Raw genomic sequence first — 20,482 nt, 5'->3', positions numbered from 1 at the left:
CTATTCCCGCCAATGATCCCCTACCCAGAGGGTCGGCTTGATGTAGTGGCGCAGATCTTTGAAGAGAGTGTGCCTGCGTCTCCTGCCGGTTACGACGTCCATGAAGTACGTTCCGGGCTTGGCCGCAGCCTGCTTTTCTCCGTACTTCCCCTCCAGCGCGTGCTGGGGGAGCAGGCCGCGAGGAAAGATGATAACCCGGGCCGACTTCGGTAGTTTGGGCGGCAGGACGTAATTCAGCGGAAACGGACGACGGCAGTCCTGGCGGAAATGCAGGACCCAGCGTCTCGGAAAGAACTTGACCCCACCCGGTGCATTCTTGGTGACGAAACGCTGTTCGTATCGATATTTGTCCGCCACCTCTTGCGGATTGGCGCGGAATTTTTCCTGAATGGGCAACAATTTGCCGACGGGAAAGCGAAAGAGCGACGTTTGTCCCAAGCGCTCGAATGGCGTCGTCTGGTTCTTCGCCATCACGATATCGTCCGGTCCCCCGACCGTGAAGAAATCGTCGAGAGACGACACGATGACGAGATCGAGATCGAGGAACAGCACCGCGCCCTTGAGGTTGCCGAGCGTCTTGCTCCAGAGCCTCGCTTTCGGCCAGATCCCGCGCGAGTTGACGGGCATGACGACGTCGAGTTCCGGAAGATCCTCGCAGGCGACCTCGGGCCGGATGCCATCCCGGTTATCGGTAAAACAGGTGAACGTGAAGGGCGGGGTGATGTTGCGCTCCACCATGGCATAGAGCCGGTTGATGAAGGGTGGGCCGTACTTCGTGCCCCAGTTGATGCAGATGATCTGCTTCACGCCACCGCTGGCTTCCAAAACTTTCGACGTCATATCCCGACCCCTTGCGGACCCTGCAGCGCTGCGACCGTGCGATCGCGATGCGGCTCCTGCGCCACCTCCTACAGCAATATTCTCCCGTCTTTAAGGGGGGTGCGGAAATGACATGTGAAGCGCCTGTAGACGATGCATTGATGCGGCAGACCGCGAGGTGCAGCCTGCCGCATCAGAGCAGGATCAACGCTGCTGGACGTGCAGCATGCGCTCGCGCGTGGCAAACCACTCTTCCGAGTAGTCGTCGTTTTTATATTCCTCGAAGTAGGGGCCACCATCCGTGAAATGCACCAAGGCGGCATCGTCACTGTGCTCGTACTCGTTGACCAGCCAGTTCCAGGCCGGGGGCAGTTCGCCAATCAGATCTTCGGACTCCAGCCACTTGAACTGATGAAGCTCGAGGCCGGTCGCGGTGTTCACGTAGTCGAGATCCAGCTTGCGGCACTTGGCATTGTTGAACAGGATGACGCTCGACCAGTTTTTCTTCTCGTACTTCGTCTGCACCTGACCGAGGAATTTCGTTTCAACCTTCGGCACATAGTCGTGTTTGACGCACATGGCTGCGTATCGGTCGTCCTTCAGTTCCCATAGCTTGGCGATGTCGGTGCGCATCAGCATGTCGCAATCGGCAAAAAGCGACCAACCTTCGAAGTTGCTGAGATACGGCACGAGGAATCGTGAGAAGGAAAATTCGGTCGACTGCAGGGCATTGCGCTCACGCGTGAAGATGTTGCCGACATTGCTCAGCACGATCGGCGTGAACGATACCGGCATCGAGCTCTTCTCCAGAATGCTCTGGCAAAGGACGTGATAGGCAGCAACTTCCTTGGTGTCGAAACCGATGAAGACATTGGCAATTTCAGTCATATCTCTCTCATTCCTCAGGTGCGTTTCCATCACGCTGCAGGACGTGTCGCCCGGTTGACGCCGGAGATCCTGCGGCGCATCCCATGCACGCCGCCGGTCTCCTTATGGAAGTTTCAGCGGGCGGCATGGTCAGTCATAGCCATCGCGATGGGATATCAGCGGCTTGCGTAAGCTGCAACCCTATGACGATTCCGACAGTGGCCTCTTCCGGTCGGCGGCTCGAATGATGAGAGCATGGACAAACGTGCGGCGACCGTACTTTCCCTCGGCTAACTCAGCACCATGGTCTCAAGAAAGAAATCTTTCCGTAAGCCTCGCCCACATTGCCGCGCCTGTGGTGAGACTCTCGTCGGCGAAGTTGTATTTCGAGCTATGCAGAATTTCGGAATCCACGCCGTTGCCAAGGCGCAGGAAGCTGCCTGGACGATGCTCCAAAAAGTAGGCAAAATCCTCGCTGCCGGGGATGAGGTGGCAGGTGGAGACATTCTCGGTACCGACCAGTTCCTCCGCGATGCCTCGGGCAAACGCAGTCTCTGCATCCGAATTGACGACGACGGGATAACCATGCTCGAAAGCAACCTCGGCCGACGCGCCATGTCCTTCGGCCACCGCTTGCGTCATCGCGCGGATGCGCTGTTCAAGCAGCGAACGAATCTTCGGCTCGAAGGACCGCACGCTCAACGATAGCGTCGCGGTGTTCGGAATGACGTTCGACGCCTCGCCCGCATGGATGGCGCCGACAGTAATCACAGCGGTCTGCGTCGGATCGATGTTTCGCGAGACGATCGACTGCAGTGAAACGACGAGCGTGCAGGCGATCACCACGGGATCGATCGTCAGATGCGGACGCGAGGCATGGCCACCCTTGCCGGTGATGGTGATCTTCACGGTATCCGCCGCCGCCATGAGCGGACCGGACCGCATCAGCCAATGTCCGGCCGGTGCGCCGGGATGATTGTGAAGGCCGAAGATCGCGTCGCAGGGAAAGCGCTCGAACAGCCCGTCGGCGATCATCGCCTGCGCGCCGCTTCCCACACCGGCCTCTTCTGCCGGCTGGAAGATCAGGTTGACCGTGCCGTCGAACCGGCGGGTCCGGGCAAGGTATTCCGCTGCGCCGAGAAGCATCGTGGTGTGCCCGTCGTGACCGCAGGCATGCATTCGCCCTACAACCGTGCTTGCATAGGCAAGGCCCGTTTCTTCCGTGATCGGGAGAGCGTCCATATCCGCGCGGATGGCGACGCTTTTCGTGCCGGATCCGACCTTGAGGCGCGCCACCACGCCATGCCCGCCGACATTGCGGGCGACGTCATAGCCCCAGCCTTCAAGCTTCTCCGCCACGAAACGCGCGGTCTCGACTTCCTCGAAGGACAGTTCCGGATGGGCATGCAGGTGGTGGCGCGTGGCGATGAGGTCGTTCTTGATGGCGTCGAAGTCGGAGATACGGGCAGAGGCATTGTCGCGTGTCATCGGATAATCCAGTGTTCAGGCAAGGGGGATGGACTGCGCGCCTGACCGGAGCGCAGCGTCTGGGTTGCGTCAGGCGCGGACTTCAGATGAAGCGGGACAGAAAGGCCTGCGTGCGCGGATGCTGCGGCTTTCCGAGAACGTCCTCCGGACGTCCCTGCTCCACGATATGGCCGCCATCCATGAAGACGACGCGGTCGGCGGCCTCGCGGGCAAACCCGATCTCGTGAGTGACGACGATCATCGTCAGGCCCTGGCTTGCAAGGTCGCGCATGGTCGAAAGGACCTCTCCCACCAGTTCCGGATCGAGCGCCGAGGTCGGCTCGTCGAACAGCATCAGTTTCGGCTTGATCGCCAGGGCGCGCACGATCGCGACACGTTGCTGCTGGCCGCCCGAGAGATGTCGCGGGTAGCTGCCGGCCTTTGCGGAGAGCCCGACGCGATCGAGAAGCAGCATGGCGTTTTCGGTTGCCGCCTTCCGGCTTTCTCCGTGTATGCCGACCGGCGCCTCGATGATGTTCTGCAGCACGGTCATGTGGGGATAGAGATTGAACTGTTGAAAGACCATGCCGATCTTGCGCCGCTGCCGGGCGATGGCATTGCCCGAGAGCTTTTCCAGACGGTCGTTCTTCAGGCGGTAGCCGATCTGCTCGCCGTCCACGAAGATCGACCCTTTGTTGATCGCCTCAAGATGGTTGATGCAGCGCAGAAAGGTCGACTTGCCGGATCCGGACGGGCCAAGGATGACGACGACCTCGCCGGGGGAGACGTCGAGGTCGATCCCTTTCAGCACCTCCAGGCGATCGAAGGATTTATGGACGTTGCGAGCCACGACGAGAGGTGCCACAGGCGCCGCCTCGATCATCTGCGGGGTGATGGTCGCCGGGATGTTCAATGGTTTGCCTCCTGTACGATGGGGGACACCGGGCCGGCATTCGTAGAAACATCGGCGGCTGCATCCCCCGAGCGGCGATCACCGCGCCCATAATAGCGTTCGATGTAACCTTGCCCGATATTGAGCACCGAGGTTATCAGCAGGTACCAGATGACGGCCACCAGCAGCATGGGGATGACTTCGAAGGTCGCATTGTAGATCGACTGGACCGAATAAAGCAGATCGGCCATCGCGATGACGCTGACGAGCGACGTCGCCTTGATCATGCTGATCAGCTGGTTTCCTGTCGGTGGCACGATCGAGCGCATGGCCTGGGGAATGACGATGCGCCAGAGCGTGCGAGCCCGGGCCATGCCGAAAGCTTCAGCCGTTTCCGCCTGGCCGCGATCGACCGAGAGCAGGCCACCGCGAATGATTTCCGCCATATAGGCCGCCTCGTTGAGCGCGAGGCCGACGATGGCGGCGGTCATCGGGGTGATGACCGAATTGGTGTCCCAGCTGGCGAGCGTCGGGCCCAAGGGGATGCCGATCGAGAGGGTGGGGAACAGCGTCGAGAGATTGTACCAGAAGATCAGCTGGACCAGGAGCGGCGTGCCGCGGAAGAACCAGATGAACAGGCCGGCCAGCGTGAAGGCCAGCTTGTCGGACGACAGGCGCGCAATGGCGAGCAACAGGCCGAGGACGACACCGATTGCCATGGCGACCACGGTCAGGCCGAGGCTGACATACAACCCGCTGATCACCGTGGGATCGAAGAAATACTGCGAGACGACGGGCCAGCCGAAATTCTCGTTGTGAGCGACGACCCACGCGAAATTAGCGGCGATCGCCAGCGTGATCGTCCAGAGGATGAGCCGGTCGGTGCGGAACGGGCGATGCGCGGTCGCGACATCACGTGCGTCCACCGATCCCGTCGGGTTTGTTGGGAACGCGGCGCTCATTTTGGCAGGGTTCCGCCGAGATTGATGCCCGGCTCCTTGAGCATATTGTTCTCAAGACCCCACTTCTTCATGATCGCGGCATAGGTGCCGTTGTCCATGAGTTCCTTGACACCATCGCGAAGGATCTCACCGAGCGGCGATCCCTTCGGCACAACGGCGCCCTGGTAGAGCGCTTCGAAACCGTTCTTCTGCCCGATGCCCGTCAGTTCGAGCTGTCCGTTGGCCTGCGAGACGAAATAGGTCAGGGGTGCCTGCGATGAAAAGAAAGCGTCCGAGCGCTTCGAACGGACAGCCAGAATCGAGCTCGGCTGGTCGGTAAAGGACTGGATCTCCACAGCCGGTTTGCCGTCCGTCTTGCACTTTTCCTGCTGTGCCTGAATGACGCGCTCGGCCGAGCCGCCTGCCATAACGGCGATGCGCTGGCCGCAGGCCGTGTCGAGCGAGGTGATCCCCTTCGGATTGCCCTTCTGGACCGCGAAGACTACGTATTCCTGAACCCAGTCCACGAAATCATTGGATTCCTCGCGGCTCTTGAAGTCGCCGACGGGGCCGAACGCGAACTGGTAGCGCCCGGAATTCACGCCCGCAAGCAGAGCCGGAAGTCCGCCGACCGTCGCGTGCTCGATCTTCACGCCGAGGATCTCGCCAAGCGCATCGGTCAGATCGGCGCTTGCGCCCGTCATTTCGGTGCCCTTGACGATTTCATAGGGCGGGAAAGAGCCGTTGTTGACGGAAATCATCTTGCCGGCGTTTCGGATGTCTTCCGGAAGCCGCGCATGCAGCGCCTCGTCGACGGTGAGTTTCGGCATGGCCGCATCCTGCGCCAGCGCGGTTCCCGACAGAAGAGCGCCTACAAGGACGAGCGAGGTGATGGATTTCGATGGCATTGGCAGTTCCCTTTTATTGGTTTTGATGGATCTTCAGGACGCTTTGGCTGACCGTTCGACAAGGGCACCGTTCGCTTCCCCCGGAAACAGCTGCTCCGGGGACAGGCGGGCCGGCATGATGCCCTGCACATGCAATTCTTCCGCAAAACCGGCGATCATCGTGCGATTGGCCTCGAACCCGCTCCTGTTCCAGTCGGCCGGAAGATCCCGCGCGGTCTTCAGGATCTCGTCGAACATCCAGGGCGTCGTTTCGGCATATTTCCGGCGCTTGGCAGTCCAGACCCGCTGCGATTCATCGATCAGTTCGCTCAGTTCCCCGGCAAGCCAAGGATGCGCAGCGGCAATGTCGGCCTTGATCCCGATCAGATGCATGCCCGGGACATAGCCGACTTCGTTGAAGTAGCGCCGTTCGTCGGCTCTGAAATCGGCAAGCACCTGGCGAAATGGCGAACTCGCCTCGAAGAATCCATCCGGCATAAACGGTGTGAATACGGCGTCGAGCTTGCCTTCCAAAAGAAGCTCCATCATGGGGCGCTCGTCCGGGCACGCCTCGATACGACCCGGGCGGCCAAAGCCATCGAGCCGGTCGGTGACCGGATGCGCGTCGGTCAGGCGTCCGGCAAACCAGTAGGCATCCTCTACCCCGACGCCTTCTCGCCGCAGCGCTGCGCGTGTCCAGGTATTGCCGGAATCGCGCCAACCGGTGACCCCGATACGCTTGCCGCCGAGATGACGGAGTTCGCTGATGTCGCTGGTCTTCGTGGTGATGATGCAGCGATGCCGGAAACCCCGCATGATGAAATTGGGGATACCGACAACCGAGGTATCGCCGTCGCTGACAAGCTGGGCGTAGCGGCTGAACGACATCTCGGCCGCATCGTGCGCATCGTCGCGGCCGATATGAGGCACGAGGGTGCCGACGCGATCGACCTCGATGGTCACCCGTGGCGAGGAAACCTCCCCGAGAACCAGCGGGGTCATGTAATCCCAGTCACGAAGGGCAAGGCGCAGGGTGATCGACATGCAATTCTCTCGGAAGGTTTGACTTACCCAAGAGTAAATGTTCACATCTGATCGATCAAATGATATTACGTTATTGAACATTTAAAGTGGCGGAAAAATGAGCACCCTTTATAATAGCGATTGGTTTGCCGAAAGATTGAGCGATAGGACGATCCGGGGGATTGCCTTGGAAACCAGTGCCTTGATCCGCGCGGGCGCGTTGCCGGTCGGCGCGAAGCTGCCGCCGATCCGAGATCTGGCTTTCCGGCTGAATGTCAGCCCGGCGACACTATCGGAAGCCTGGAGCGATCTCCGGCGACAGAAGATTCTCACGGGTCGAGGCCGGAACGGCACCTTCGTCAGTGGCGACCGGTTCATCGCCAAGCCGGCCCGACTGGCAAGTTCAGGCCGCTATGGAAGCGACGTGCTCAACCTGACCCAGGCCGTGCCGGACACGCGCCTGTTGCCGCCGCTGGCGCAAGCCATGGCCTATGGCGCTTCGGCCGAAGGGCTGAACAGCTACGAGCGAAGCCGCATATTGCCGGAACTGGAAGCTGCGGTGCGCGCGACATGGCCATACGAGGCCGAAGCCTTTCTGGCGACCAATGGCGGCTACAACGCCGTCTACACCCTCTTCCATGCGCTTGTCATGCCGGGCGCGGCGGTCGCCATAGAGGATCCCACGGCGATGCGGCTTCTCGACATTCTGGAGGATCGGGGGGTCCGTATCGTCCCTGTCACCTGTGACGCAGAGGGCCCATTACCGTCGTCGCTCAGGGAAGCGATGGCGTACAAGCCGGTAGCGTTCCTGTTTCAGCCGCGCCTGCATTCGGTCACGGGGCAAACGGTCAGTCCGGAGCGGCTGGCGGAGCTTGCCGGTATTCTCGACGGCACGGATACGCTGATCATCGAGGATGACGGTGTGGGGGATATCTCGTCCGCCTCGCGCCAGTCGATGGGCAACCGGTTTCCCGATCGCGTGATCCATATCCTGTCTTATTCGAAAACCTTCGGTCCGGACTTGCGGCTTGCCGTGCTTTCGAGTTCGGCGGCGATTGTCGATCAGATCCAGTCGTACAGAAGCTTCAGCGCCGGCTGGACGAGTCGTATCCTTCAAGGTGCTGCTGCATGGCTTCTGCGGGATGTGGAGACCGGCGTTGTCGTCGATCGGGCGCGCGAACTTTACCAGCAGCGCCGGGATGCTCTGACCGTGGCGCTCAAGGATCGCGATGTGCAGGTGAGCGATGGAGGCGGTCTCTGCGCCTGGGTTCCCGTCGCATCTGCCCCGTTTGCGATGGTGACGCTCGCAGCCAGGGGCATCGCCGTTCACCCCGGCGCCAAGTTCTCGGTATCGCCGAGCAACCACATCCGTGTCGGCACAGGGACACTTACGGAGCGCTGCGAGGAGGTTGCCGACGGCATCATGCTGGCTTGCTCAGAGCCATGACGGGGGCAGGGAAGCTGTTCGCTCGGTGCTTGGACGTGGCAGCGGCGTTTTGCTCGTCAAGATCGGCATGCTGACCCTTGCCTTCCGTCAGGATAATGAAGCGGCGCGATGCCGCGCCGCTTCATGGCTGTCCTAGAAATGTTCAGGCGCGTTCGTCATCAGCACTGTTTCGGTCGAGGCCGTCAGCGCGAGATAACGCTCGAACTGGGCGAGAACATCCGTGATGATCTGATCCTTGTTCATGCCCATGATGTCGTAGCCACGACTACCGTCGGAGAACGATGTCCGCGCCTCATGTCGAAGCTCCATCTTCGTCGCTTCGAATGCGGTGTAGGCAGGCAATTTCTGTGTTCCCGGCGAGACGGCGTAGACGAAATCCCGCACGCGCTCGGCCGGAACGGACAAACTCACGACAACTCCCTCGCTGCTTCGCTCCACCGTGGCATCGCGGCCGCCGCGTTTGAGTTCGGCTGCAACGGCTGCAAGCGCCGGCTGCACAACGCCGTCGATGAAGGCGGAAACCTCCGTTGCGGTCGGCGCATTCAATGCCAATGCCAGCCGGCGTTGCCAGGTGATGCCCGCAGCCGGATGCGCGACCGTCGGTCCGGCGAGCGCAGATCGCTGCGCCATGTCGGCGCGCATGCCCTTGAACAGCCCGAACAGGAGCGCCATCATCACGAAGACGAACGGCAGGGCCGAGGCAATGGTGGCCGACTGCAGCGCCGTCAATCCGCCCGTCAGCAGCAGAACGATCGCCACGAATCCTTCGAGCGCGCACCAGAAGATGCGCTGCATCGTTCCCGTGTTCGTTTCGCCGCCAGCCGCGATCGTATCGATGACAAGCGAGCCCGAATCCGCCGATGTGACGAAGAAAATGGCAACGAGAGCGACAGCGAGGGCCGATGTGATGGCCGGAAACGGCAGATACTGGAAGAACTGGAAGAGCCCCACCGATATATCGGCCGAAATGGCCCGCCCGAGTGCGCCGGCAGCGATCCCCTGGTCGATATCGATCGCGGTGTTGCCGAAGACGGTCATCCAGAGAAACGTGAAGGTGCTGGGCACGAAAAGAACTGCAATGACGAACTCACGAACCGTGCGTCCGCGTGAAATGCGAGCGATGAACATGCCGACGAAGGGGGACCAGGAAATCCACCACGCCCAGTAAAACAGCGTCCAGGAGTCGATCCACGGCGTTGGCTCATAGGCATAGATGTTGAAGGTGCGCAGCAGGAACGTATCGAGGTAAAGCCCGATGTTCTGTACGAAGTCCCGCATCAACTGCGCTGTTGGACCCATGACCAGCACGAAGACCATGAGGGCTACCGCGACGACGAGGTTCAACTCGCTGAGGATGCGGACGCCCTTGTCGAGACCGCTGACGACGGACAACGTGGCAACAGCCGAGATGACGACGATCAGGACGGCTTGTACGACGGACGACACCGGCACGCCGAGCAGGAAGTTCAAGCCGGCATTGATCTGGAGAACACCGAAGCCAAGCGACGTCGCGATCCCGAAGAGCGTGCCGCAGATGGCGAAGATATCCACCATGTGCCCGATCGGGCCGTTGATGCGCTCTTTCAGAAGAGGATAGAGCCCCGAGCGAATGGTCAGGGGCAGATTGTAGCGGTAGCCGAAATAGGCAAGCGACAGTCCGACAACGGAATAGATCGCCCAGGCGTGGATACCCCAGTGGAAGAAGGTCACGCTCATCGCTTCGCGCTTTGCCGCGATCGAGAGGGGATCGGCTGTTGGTGGAGCCGCGAAATGCGTCATCGGCTCCCCGACGGCGAAGTACATGAGGCCGATGCCCATGCCGGCGGCAAAGAGCATGGCGATCCAGGACAGGTAGCGAAACTCCGGCTCGCTATCGTCCGGTCCGAGCTTCAGGTCACCATACCGGCCAAAGGCGAGGATGAGGATGCCGAACAGAAACACGCCGACCGAAAGCAGATAAAGCCATCCGAAGGACGAGAGGATCCAGCTCTGCAGCGCTCCGAAGATAGCCTCGGCCTGCGCCGGAACGACAGCTCCGACAGCCACGAACATGAGGATGATCGCGACGGAACCGAAGAAGACGGGTGGGTTGATTGTGAACTTGAACATCAGCTTCCTTCCGGGATTGTAAGCGGCTTCTTAACAAATCGTTGAACGATATGCAAAAAGGGAAAGCCTTGGATTGCAGGTGACGCACTCTTGACAGGGCGAACCGGCGGCTTACACCACGCTCAAACCGCATCGGGAGTGCGCAAATGAACCGCCTGGCATCCTTTTCAACGTTCGTCGGCAAGACCTTTGCCGTCTGGGTCATCCTCTTTGCTGTCCTCGGTTTCTTCTTTCCGGACACATTCAAGCAGATCGGCCCCTGGATCGTCACGCTTCTCTCCATCATCATGTTCGGCATGGGCCTGACCCTGTCGGTCGATGATTTCCGCGAGGTCCTGCGGCGGCCGTTCGATGTGACAATCGGCGTCGTCGGACAGTTCGCCATCATGCCGCTGCTCGCCGTTCTCCTGACGTATATCATCCCCATGCCGCCCGAAGTCGCCGCCGGCGTCATCCTTGTCGGCTGCTGCCCCGGCGGCACGTCTTCCAACGTCATGACCTTTCTCTCCAAGGGCGATGTGGCGTTGTCTGTTGCCTGCACATCGGTGACGACGCTGGCTGCCCCGCTCGTAACGCCGTTTCTCGTCTGGATGTTCGCCAGCCAGTTTCTGCCGGTCGACGGCTGGGCGATGTTCCTCAGCATCGTCAAGGTCGTGCTGGTGCCGCTCGCACTCGGGGCCCTCTTGCAAAAGCTGCTGCCCGGCGTCGTCAAGGCCGCCGTGCCCGCGTTGCCGCTCGTCAGCGTTATCGGCATCGTCCTTATCGTCTCTGCGGTTGTCGGCGGCTCGAAAGCGGCGATCGCACAGTCTGGCCTGATGATCTTCGCTGTCGTCGTTCTTCACAATGGCCTTGGTTATCTCCTCGGCTTCTTCGCAGCGAAAGCGGCAGGCCTTTCGCTTGCCAAGCGCAAGGCCATAGCGATCGAGGTCGGCATGCAGAATTCCGGCCTGGGCGCGGCTTTGGCCACGGCTTACTTCTCCCCGCTCGCCGCTGTCCCCAGCGCCATCTTCAGTGTCTGGCACAACATCTCCGGAGCGCTCCTCGCCAACTGGTTTTCCTCGCGCATCGAAACAGCGACTGGGGCCGACGAGTCTGGCAAAAAACTGAAGTGAATAGACCCGGTCGGCACCGAGTGGAATGTGCAAATCGCCAGGGTCAGCATGCAGATCGCATCTGTAATTAAGCCATAACGTTATCGCGAACATACGGGTCAGCTAGCAGCGTGGCGTTATTCAGCTTGTCCCCTCAGCTTCAAATACCTATGAAGTCGGGAAATTCTTAGCGTCGGGAAGACGCGCGACGCACGCAAGCGAGGTGAAATTTGCCGGAATTTGAACAGACACTTGGTGCCGGAGCACTTATCTCCATCGCGATCGGCGCGGTTCTTTTGCTGTTGTTGCTGATCATCCGGTTTCGCGTTCACGCTTTCGTCGCGCTGATCCTCGTCAGTCTGCTGACCGCCATTATCGCAGGAATCCCGACCGGTAGTATCCTGTCGACGATGACGACGGCCTTCGGCTCCACTCTCGGCGGGGTTGCGCTTCTGGTCGGTCTCGGCGCCATGCTTGGGCGAATGCTCGAGATTTCCGGTGGTGCGCAAGCGCTTGCTGACGATCTTGTTGCCCGTTTCGGTGAGAAGCGAGCGCCGATGGCTTTGGGGATCACGTCGCTGATCTTCGGCTTTCCTATTTTCTTCGACGCTGGTCTCGTCGTCATGCTGCCAGTCGTATTCACGGTCGCGCGGCGTCTTGGCGGCAGTCTGCTTCTCTATGGGATCCCTGTCGCGACGGCGTTTTCCGTCATGCACGTCTTCGTGCCGCCGCATCCGGGCCCAGTCGCGGCCGCCGAGTTGCTAGGGGCAGACGCAGGCCTTCTCATACTTGCAGGTCTGGCCATCGCTATCCCCACATGGGTTGTTGCCGGTCAATTGTTCGGAACATGGATCGGCAAGCGGATCATGCTTCCTATCCCGGAGAACGTCTCGGGGGTCGCATCTCCTGAAGACCGGAGCAATCCGCCAAGCCCGGGTCTTGTTGTCGCGCTTCTCCTCCTGCCCTTGCTGCTTATCTTCATGAACACTGGCCTCGATTTTGCCCGTGCGCAGGGTTGGGTGGACAAGGATGCAGCCTGGTTTCAGCTGGGACGAACATTGGGCGCAACGCCGGTCGCACTGTTGATCTCGGTGCTTGTGGCGAGCTACGTTCTGGGTCCACTACGCGGCAGAAAAACCGCCGACGTCGAACGCATTCTCGATTCTGCGCTCGGTCCCGTCTGCTCCATCATCCTTATCACCGGTGCTGGCGGCATGTTCGGCGGCGTTCTCCGCGCTTCAGGCATTGGCGCCGCTTTGTCGGACGCTCTGGCGGATGTGGGCCTGCCGGTCTTCGTCGCAGGCTTCCTCGTAGCCACGGCACTACGCGTCGCGCAGGGTTCGGCAACCGTTGCGCTCATTACGGCAGCCGGCCTGATACAGCCCGCTGTGCAGGCGGCCGGATATCAAGGCCTGCAACTCTGCGCCATCGTCATCGCGCTCGCCTCGGGTTCCGTGATGCTGTCCCATGTGAACGATTCCGGCTTCTGGCTCGTCGGACGCTTCTTCAACATGGACGTCAAGACGACCTTCAAGACCTGGACCGTCATGCAGACTTTGGTCGGGCTCACGGGTTTTGCGCTCGCCAGCGTGATGTTCTGGGTTGCCTAGCAAGCGCTAGCTCACGTTCGCGATCAACCCGTCGATGTTGGATGCTTGACCCGCCTTTGAAACCGATGGCGACGGTACAGCCGTCCGACCGCGCTCCCCTCATCCTCAAAAGCCCCTGCAAACTCGACGCCCCGCGAAGGATATTCAAGACGCCGTTCATCGATTCCCGAGGGAATACGCAGCATTTGTCCCCCTGGGCGGGCTTCAATCTCCAGCACAGGCAGCAGCTACCTTCTTTATCGATACGAGCCAGATGATCAGGCCGCATACGGCGAAGCCGGCGAGGGTGAGGTAGGCAGCCGAGAAGCCGTAGCGGGAGACGATGACGCCGGCAATGGCCGGGCTGAGAGAGGCACCGATACCCTGTACGGTCATCACCGCGCCGAGACCGGCATTGATGTGTCCCGTGCCTTTCAGCATGCGCGCAACGAGACCGGGCACCGCAACGCCGAGAAGACCAGCACCGACACCGTCCAGCATCTGGACCGGGATAAGGGCATAGGGGCTCGGCCACAGGCCGGCGATCAGCCCGCGAACCGGCAATGCGACGAGCGCAGCGACGAGGAGCAGGAAGTAACCGCGCCGGCCGGCGAACCCTGCAGCGAGAAGCGCTATCGGGATCATCGTCAGCTGGGCGATGATGACCGTGGCGGCCGTGTAGGAGACCGGATCCGACAAGAGGCTCTGAAGAGACGACGGCTGATTGATCGGCTGTGCCGCGGGCTGCCCCGGCTTGCTCTGTCCGGGTGGCAGCGTGGTTGTTGTGCCGGTGTCCTGTCTGGTTGCCGTGGCTCCCGCTGCGCCGCTATCCGTGGGCACGCCCGAGCTTGCCGCCTGCGTTGCCACCTGCTGACCGAGAAGGGGAAGCATGGCGCCATTGCCGAAGTGGAAAAGCATCAGCGTCGCGGCGAGGATCAGAAGGGGCGTGGATTTCCACAAAACGCTGAAGCCAGAGGGCGCGGCTGCGGCTTTGCCCTCCGTCTTCTCGATGCCGCGCGCGGCGTCGTGGTCGATATCGTCAGGCTTGATCATCATGACGGCGACGATCGACCCGGCGGCCATGGCCGTCATGAGGATGAAGACAGCTGTCAATCCGAACTCGTAGCCGAAGAAGCCGGCGCCGGCGGCGGCAAAGACATTGCCACCATGGTTCCAGGCTTCGTTTCGTCCAAGTTGCGGGGCCAGCCCCTTTTGTCCAACGAGGCCGAGCGTCAAGCCGGCAACGGCCGGGCCGATAGCCGCACCGGCGATGCCGGTCGCGATCTGGGAGGCTGCAACGAAGGTGACGGTGGGAACGAACAGGATGGCCAGCGATGCGGCGATCACGAGCGCCGCGCAGAAGCCGACCATAAAGCGCTTGGCCTTGGACGCGTCGGCAAGAGCGCCGAGCGGGGTGGTCGCTAGCATGCCCGCAATGCCGCCGATGGTCATGACGAGGCCGATGGTCGCCGTGCTCCAGCCCTGACCGATGAGGAAGATGCCGAGAAAGGGACCGAGCCCGTCACGGACATCGGCAAGGAAGAAATTGACGGCGCCAAGGGCTTTCACCGATCGCGACCGAGGTTCTACAGGCGCCACATGTGCGCTTGCCGCCATTGTACTCATCAAGGAGGTCCTGTGCTGTAAGTGAAGTCGGATGGCAAAATTCGCTTCGGAACGCGCAGTGCGATCAAAGGTTTCTCATAAAGCGCACGTTTATCAATTATGTGCTTTCTTTAGAGCCTCCGTGATGACTTCATGTCGCATTTGGGCCGAGCATGACCGGCCATGACAGCGATCACGGCCAGTCCTTGTCGCTTTCAGATCAGGCGTTCCCAGGCGTTCCCTCTACACTCTCCCGACAACACACACACGAGGCAGGCAATGGCAGAGTTTCCAAGCAAGGCAAAGGTCGTCATCATCGGGCTGGGCGGCATCGTCGGCGCCTCCATCGTGCATCACCTCATCGAGCGCGGCTGGGACGACATTGTCGGCATCGACAAGTCCGGCATCCCGACCGATATCGGCTCGACGGCGCATGCCTCGGACTTCTGCTACACGACCAGCCATGACTACCTGTCGGTCTGGACGACGCAGTATTCGATCGATTTTTACGAGAAGATGGGCCACTACGCGCGCATCGGCGGCTTGGAAGTGGCCCGTACGGGCGACGACAGCTGGATGGAAGAGATCAAGCGCAAGCTCTCCTCCGCCAAGGCCTTCGGCACGCGCGCGCATTATGTCAGCCCGTCCGAGATCAAGCAGATGTTCCCGCTGATCGAGGAGGATCAGGTTCAGGGCGGTTTGTTCGATCCGGATGCCGGCCTCGTGATTCCGCGCTCGCAGACCGTTGCGGGGAAACTGGTCGATGCAGCGGAGAAGTCCGGCAAGCTGAAGATCTTCGGCAATACGCCGGCAACCTCTCTGATCGTGGAAAAGGGCCGCATCAAGGGCGTCGTCACGCATCGCGGCACGATTCTGGCAGATCACGTCATCGTCTGCGCCGGCATCTGGGGCCGGCTGATCGCCGAGATGGTCGGCGAAGATCTGCCGGTCATGCCGGTCGATCATCCGCTGACATTCTTCGGTCCCTACAACGAATTCGCCGGCACCGGTAAGGAGATCGGCTATCCGCTGCTGCGCGACCAGGGCAACTCCGCCTATATGCGCGACACCGGCGATCCGAACACGACGGAAGGTGGACAGATCGAGTGGGGCTACTATGAGGCCGAGAACCCGCGCCTCTGCCACCCGCGCGAGATTCTGGAAAAGCACGAGGCGCGTCTGTCGCCTTCGCAGCGCGATCTCGACATGGAACAGATCCTGGAACCTCTGGAACGCGCGATGGAACTGACGCCGATCCTGGGCGAACTCGGCTACAATGAAGGGCACTCGTTCAACGGTCTCTTGCAGGTGTCTGCTGCCGGCGGCCCATCCTGCGGCGAAAGCCAGAAGGTGCGCGGCCTCTGGTACTGCGTCGCCATCTGGGTCAAGGACGGCCCGGGCTACGGCAAGTTGATCGCCGACTGGATGACGGACGGGCGCACGGAGATCGACCATAACTCGATCGACTATGCGCGCTTCTATCCGCACCAGTTGACGGAAGAATTCATCGCGGGCCGCAGCTATGAGGCGGCGCAGAAGATCTACTTTCCGGCAATCCATCCACGAGAGCCATACGCCTCGGGCCGCGGCGCCAAACGCTCGCCTTTCCACGAGCGGGAAAAGGAGCTCGGCGGCTACTTCATGGAACTTGGCGGGTGGGAGCGCGCTCACGGCTACAAGGCCAACGAACACCTTCTGGAAACCTATGGCGACCGTGTGCCGGTGCGCGAGAACGAGTGGGACAACCGCCATTTCTGGCGCGTCTCGAATGCCGAGCACCTTGCGATGAGCGAAGATTGCGGCATCGTCAACCTCTCGCACTTCCACATGGTGGATATCGCGGGTCCCGATCATGTCGATCTGCTCGAATGGCTCTGTGCCGCCAAGATCGGCGGCGATGGCAATATCGGCAAGGGCATCTACACGCACTTTCTCGATGACGAGGGCATGGTGCGGGCCGACTTCACCGTCATCCGCATGGCCGACCGCTGCCGCCTGATCAACGGCGCGGACGCGGGCCCGCGAGACTTCCACTATATCAAGCGCGTGGCGGAGGATCGCGGCCTCGACGTCGAGATCACCGACGTCTCGGAAGCCTTCACCACCATTGGCATCTGGGGCCCGAACGCGCGCGAAACGCTGAAGAAGGTCGTAGCCGACCCGGTAGCGCTCGATGCGGAGAACTTCGCCTTCGCAGCGATCAAGCCGATCGAGATCGCAGGCGTGACTGTCACCGCCTTCCGCATCTCCTATGTCGGCGAGCAGGGCTGGGAACTGCACATGAAATATGAGGACGGTCTTGCCGTCTGGGATGCGTTGCGCGCGACCGGCGTCATGGCCTTTGGCGTCGAGACGTACGCCAACTCCCGCCGTATGGAAAAGAGCCTGCGCCTGCAGAACGGCGATCTCCTGACTCAGTACAACCTGATCGAGGCAGATCTGGCTCGCCCCAAGGTCAAGGAAGCCGATTTCCGGGGCAAGGCGAAGCATCTCGAATACAAGGCGCGCTCCCATCAGCCGGCCATGCTTTGCACGCTTGTCATGACCGACAATACCGATGCGAGCGGTGTGAAACGCTATCCTGTGGGCTCGTTGCCGGTCATCGATCCTGAAACAGGCGCGGTGCTGATCGACGATCTCGGACGCCGGTCCTACACGACGTCAATCGCTTATGGCCCGACTATCGGTAAGAATATTGCGTTGGCTTATATCCCACACGCGTATTGCGACGTCGGCCGCAAGCTGACGGTGGACTATTTCAACGAGAGTTTCCCGGTCGAGATCGCCGCTGTCGGCTACAAGCCTCTTTACGATCCGGAAAACCTCAAGCCCAGAAGCTGAGATGTAGGCGCGGCGGTCTGATGAGCTTCAGGCCGCCCGACCTTTCTGCAGGATCACGATGACCACGAAGGCGGCGCCGATCGAGCTTGTGACGATTCCGACCGGCAGTTCCTGCGGCGGCAGCAGCGTGCGGGCGATGAGATCGCTGCCCAGAAGCAGGGCCGCACCCAGAAGAGCACAAAGGATCGTCAGCCGCTTGTGAAGCGGGCCGACCAGCGTGCGGGCGACATGCGGGATCATGAGCCCGATAAAGCCGATGACGCCTGTGATCGAGACGAGGAGGGCAGTGGCGAAGCTCGCCGCCAGAAACGTATCCCGCCGCAGGCGGCGCACGGAGATCCCGAGGCTTTCCGCCGTCTGCTCGCCGCCGAGCAGAGCGTCGAGTTGCCGATGGCGCGCCATCGCATAGAAGATGGCGACGGCGGCGCCGAGAATCCCGATCCCGATATTCTGCCAGCTGGCCAATCCTAGACCGCCCATGGTCCAGAACAGCACGGAATGGGCGGCACGCTGGTCGCCGGAGAACACCAGGTAATTGGTAAGCGCCGTGAACAGGAACGATACGGCGAGACCGGCGAGGATCAGCCGCTCGGGGCCGAAACCCTGCGCCCGGCGAATGAGCATCAGGACGATGCCCGTCGCGCACATGCCCCCGACGAAGGCCGCGATGGGCAGTGTCAGAACACCCAGCCGATCTCCGAGCCGGGTGATGACGATGACGGCACCGGCGGCGGCACCCGCCGAAAGGCCGAACAGAAAGGGGTCGGCCAGATCATTGCGCGTGACCGTCTGCAGGAGAAGGCCGATGACGCCGAGGCCTGCCCCGACAGCAATCGCGAGGACGGCGCGCGGCAGTCGGAGATCGACAATGATCCGGTCTACAACGCCGGCGGGGTCCGCGTGACCGATGCCGGCTGCTCGCGCAAGTGCTGTGAGAACCTGCGGCACGGGGATGACGGTGGAGCCGTAAGCAATCGAGATGCAGGCAAGTGCTGCAACGGCAAGGCATGCTGCGGATACACCAATGGGAAATGCGGCGCGCAACGTCAGAAGGCTTCCGGGTGGAGGGCGCGGGCAATCTTGCCGATCGCCGCGATGTTATCCGGCCCTGGTGTCAGCTCCTCATAGCGCAGAGCCACGAAACGCTCGTTTTTCACGGCATCCGTTTCCTTCATCGCGGGATGTCTCTTCAGGAAGTCGAGCAGTTTCCGGTAACCGGTATCGGTCTGGTAGTCGAGGAGAACGAGAAACTGCGGATTGCGCATCGCCACCGTTTCCCAGTCCGTCGTGCCCCAGCTCGTTTCCATGTCAGACATGATGTTGACGCCGCCGGCCGCCGAAATCATGGCGGTGGGGATCGCGAACTTGCCAGCGGTGAACGGCTTGTCCTCGCCGCTGTCGTAGAGAAGGACGCGAGTCGCGTCGTTCGGCGTGACCTTGGCCTCGATGCTCGCAAGTTCCGCCTTCCAACCCTCGATCAGCGCGTTAGCTTGCGGCTTCCTGTCGAAGATCACGCCGAGCTTTTCCACATCGGTATAGAGAAGATCCATGGAGGCTGCAGGACGCGCCTTGTCGAGGTGGACGCAGCTTTCGGTCAGCACGAGCGTTTTAATGCCGTGTGGCGCCAGGGTTTCCGGGGTGACGTCGCCGCCGGGTTTCATGCCGTAGTACCAGCCCGCAAAAAAGAAATCGGGCTCGACCGCGACGAGGTTTTCGAGCGTCGGATATTTCGGTGCGAGTTCGGGGATTGCACCCTGTTCCCGACGGAACGCATCGTCCAGCTTGTACCAGCCGCTGATGCCGGTGACGCCGACCATCTGTGGCTGGAGGCCCAGCGCGAAAGCCATCTTCGCCATGTTGATGTCATGCACCACCGCGCGCTTCGGCGCCGCATCGAAGGTCAGCGCCTGCCCGCAGCTATCGACCGTGACGGGAAAAGCATGAGCCGCAGAGGCTGCGACCGCGAGAAGAGCGGTCAGGAGGAGGCGTTTCATGGTGGAGATTCCTGGGTTCACAGATGCGTGGCGACGTCGAAGACCGTGAGTTCGCGGTCCTCATTCGGATGCGGCAGGCGCAGGAGGTCGATGCCGAAGACGTCGCGGACGACGCTCTTCGACAAGGCTGTCGCGACTGGCCCGCTGGCCACGGGGCGTCCATCCTTGAGCACCACGACCTGGGTCGCGAAGTCGGGAACGAGATGGAGATCGTGCAGGACGGCAACGACGGTAACGTCCAGTTCCGCGACCAGAGACAGCAACATGCGGCGTGCCAGGGGATCGAGGTGGTTCGTCGGCTCGTCGAGAAACAGGATGCGCGGCGCTTGCGCCAGTGCCCGGGCGATCTGCGCTCTTTGCCGCTCACCGCCGGACAGTGAGCCCATGGCACGCGAAGCCAGAGCCGCGAGGCCGGTCTGGTCCAGAGCATCATCGACCAGCCGCCGTTCCTGCGCACGCTTCCCCCGCAATGCGTGGGGAACGCGGCCGAGTTCCACGTAATCGCGCACGCTGATGCGATGGTCGGGCCGGTCGGATTGCCCGACCACGGCCGTCACCCGCGCCCGCTCCTGCGGAGACATGGATGCAAGCGGCCGACCGACCAGCGAAACGGCGCCTGCTGTTGGCTGTAACATGCCGCAGAGGAGCTGGAGCAGCGTCGTCTTGCCCGCACCGTTGGGACCCACGATCGCGAGCCGGTCGCCCCGGCCGAGCGTGAGGGAAACATCCTGCAGGATCCGCGTGTCGCGGGTCGTCCATCCGAGTCCGATCGCTGACAGGGTCACATCGTGCACGCGGCGTCCTCTTTCTTCGGCAGGCAGCGTGTCGTCAGGAACGAGCAGGCGTGCCGGGGGCGTTATGCGGATCATCTAGCCGTCTTTTCCCTTAAGGTAAAACCATGGTGCATGAC

At 61.4% G+C, this 20,482-nt stretch carries 16 protein-coding genes; 4 read left to right on the top strand and 12 right to left on the bottom strand.

What is annotated here, in order from left to right; all coding sequences use genetic code 11:
* The 7 genes from BSG19_RS14075 to BSG19_RS14045 all read right to left on the bottom strand — a co-directional run bounded on the left by BSG19_RS14075 (position 1) and on the right by BSG19_RS14045 (position 6,917).
* Positions 1 to 840 carry a glycosyl transferase gene (locus BSG19_RS14075; RefSeq protein ID WP_092988663.1) on the bottom strand — a complete coding sequence of 280 codons (840 nt, stop codon included), beginning with the start codon at positions 838 to 840 and terminating at the stop codon, positions 1 to 3.
* 183 nt (positions 841 to 1,023) lie between these two features.
* Positions 1,024 to 1,707: a glycosyltransferase family protein gene (locus BSG19_RS14070; RefSeq protein WP_092988662.1), complete on the bottom strand. Its 684-nt coding sequence runs from the start codon at positions 1,705 to 1,707 to the stop codon at positions 1,024 to 1,026.
* A gap of 288 nt (positions 1,708 to 1,995) precedes the next feature.
* The gene (locus BSG19_RS14065; protein ID WP_092988661.1) at positions 1,996 to 3,174 is read right to left on the bottom strand and encodes a M20 aminoacylase family protein; all 1,179 of its coding nucleotides are present in this window, start codon (positions 3,172 to 3,174) and stop codon (positions 1,996 to 1,998) included.
* A gap of 82 nt (positions 3,175 to 3,256) precedes the next feature.
* A complete protein-coding gene (locus BSG19_RS14060) occupies positions 3,257 to 4,036 on the bottom strand; it encodes an amino acid ABC transporter ATP-binding protein (RefSeq protein WP_092989069.1) in 780 nt (259 codons plus the stop codon).
* A gap of 26 nt (positions 4,037 to 4,062) precedes the next feature.
* Positions 4,063 to 5,007, bottom strand: a complete 945-nt coding sequence (locus BSG19_RS14055; protein ID WP_092988660.1) for an amino acid ABC transporter permease — start codon at positions 5,005 to 5,007, stop codon at positions 4,063 to 4,065.
* Positions 5,004 to 5,894 (bottom strand): ABC transporter substrate-binding protein, encoded by an 891-nt coding sequence (locus BSG19_RS14050; RefSeq protein WP_092988659.1) that lies wholly within the window; start codon positions 5,892 to 5,894, stop codon positions 5,004 to 5,006. Before BSG19_RS14050 ends, BSG19_RS14055 begins: the two co-directional genes overlap by 4 nt.
* Positions 5,895 to 5,927: 33 nt before the next feature.
* Positions 5,928 to 6,917 carry a substrate-binding domain-containing protein gene (locus tag BSG19_RS14045; RefSeq protein ID WP_092988658.1) on the bottom strand — a complete coding sequence of 330 codons (990 nt, stop codon included), beginning with the start codon at positions 6,915 to 6,917 and terminating at the stop codon, positions 5,928 to 5,930.
* A 97-nt stretch (positions 6,918 to 7,014) separates the two neighbouring features.
* On the opposite strand from BSG19_RS14045, the gene BSG19_RS14040 reads away from it, so the two are divergent.
* Positions 7,015 to 8,343: an aminotransferase-like domain-containing protein gene (locus BSG19_RS14040; protein ID WP_092988657.1), complete on the top strand. Its 1,329-nt coding sequence runs from the start codon at positions 7,015 to 7,017 to the stop codon at positions 8,341 to 8,343.
* Between the two features lie 132 nt (positions 8,344 to 8,475).
* On the opposite strand, the gene BSG19_RS14035 is transcribed toward BSG19_RS14040, so the two are convergent.
* Positions 8,476 to 10,452, bottom strand: coding sequence for a BCCT family transporter (locus tag BSG19_RS14035; protein WP_092988656.1), 1,977 nt, complete (start codon positions 10,450 to 10,452; stop codon positions 8,476 to 8,478).
* Positions 10,453 to 10,598: 146 nt separating this feature from the next.
* On the opposite strand from BSG19_RS14035, the gene BSG19_RS14030 reads away from it, so the two are divergent.
* On the top strand, positions 10,599 to 11,564 hold the full coding sequence (locus tag BSG19_RS14030) for a bile acid:sodium symporter family protein (protein WP_092988655.1): 966 nt from the start codon (positions 10,599 to 10,601) through the stop codon (positions 11,562 to 11,564).
* Between the two features lie 209 nt (positions 11,565 to 11,773).
* The gene (locus tag BSG19_RS14025) at positions 11,774 to 13,153 is read left to right on the top strand and encodes a GntP family permease (RefSeq protein WP_092988654.1); all 1,380 of its coding nucleotides are present in this window, start codon (positions 11,774 to 11,776) and stop codon (positions 13,151 to 13,153) included.
* Positions 13,154 to 13,357: 204 nt separating this feature from the next.
* On the opposite strand, the gene BSG19_RS14020 is transcribed toward BSG19_RS14025, so the two are convergent.
* Entirely contained in the window at positions 13,358 to 14,758 is a 1,401-nt protein-coding gene (locus BSG19_RS14020; RefSeq protein ID WP_092988653.1) for an MFS transporter, read from the bottom strand.
* A 258-nt stretch (positions 14,759 to 15,016) separates the two neighbouring features.
* Between BSG19_RS14020 and BSG19_RS14015 the strand changes: the two genes are divergently transcribed.
* Entirely contained in the window at positions 15,017 to 17,578 is a 2,562-nt protein-coding gene (locus BSG19_RS14015; RefSeq protein WP_092988652.1) for a GcvT family protein, read from the top strand.
* A 27-nt stretch (positions 17,579 to 17,605) separates the two neighbouring features.
* Here BSG19_RS14015 and BSG19_RS14010 read toward each other — a convergent pair whose 3' ends face one another.
* Genes BSG19_RS14010 through BSG19_RS14000 form a run of 3 tightly spaced genes read right to left on the bottom strand, consistent with a single transcriptional unit; the run spans position 17,606 to position 20,441 of the window.
* Positions 17,606 to 18,622 (bottom strand): FecCD family ABC transporter permease, encoded by a 1,017-nt coding sequence (locus BSG19_RS14010; protein WP_092988651.1) that lies wholly within the window; start codon positions 18,620 to 18,622, stop codon positions 17,606 to 17,608.
* Positions 18,623 to 18,624: 2 nt separating this feature from the next.
* Positions 18,625 to 19,572, bottom strand: a complete 948-nt coding sequence (locus BSG19_RS14005) for an ABC transporter substrate-binding protein (protein WP_092988650.1) — start codon at positions 19,570 to 19,572, stop codon at positions 18,625 to 18,627.
* Positions 19,573 to 19,589: 17 nt separating this feature from the next.
* Positions 19,590 to 20,441: an ABC transporter ATP-binding protein gene (locus BSG19_RS14000; RefSeq protein ID WP_092988649.1), complete on the bottom strand. Its 852-nt coding sequence runs from the start codon at positions 20,439 to 20,441 to the stop codon at positions 19,590 to 19,592.
* Between the last annotated feature and the right edge of the window lie 41 nt (positions 20,442 to 20,482).

The organism is Rhizobium sp. NFR03 (assembly GCF_900111275.1).
Taxonomy (GTDB): Bacteria; Pseudomonadota; Alphaproteobacteria; order Rhizobiales; family Rhizobiaceae; genus Ferranicluibacter.
The sequence above is the reverse complement of the archived record's forward strand: the minus strand, read 5'-3'. Positions and strand labels throughout refer to the sequence as shown.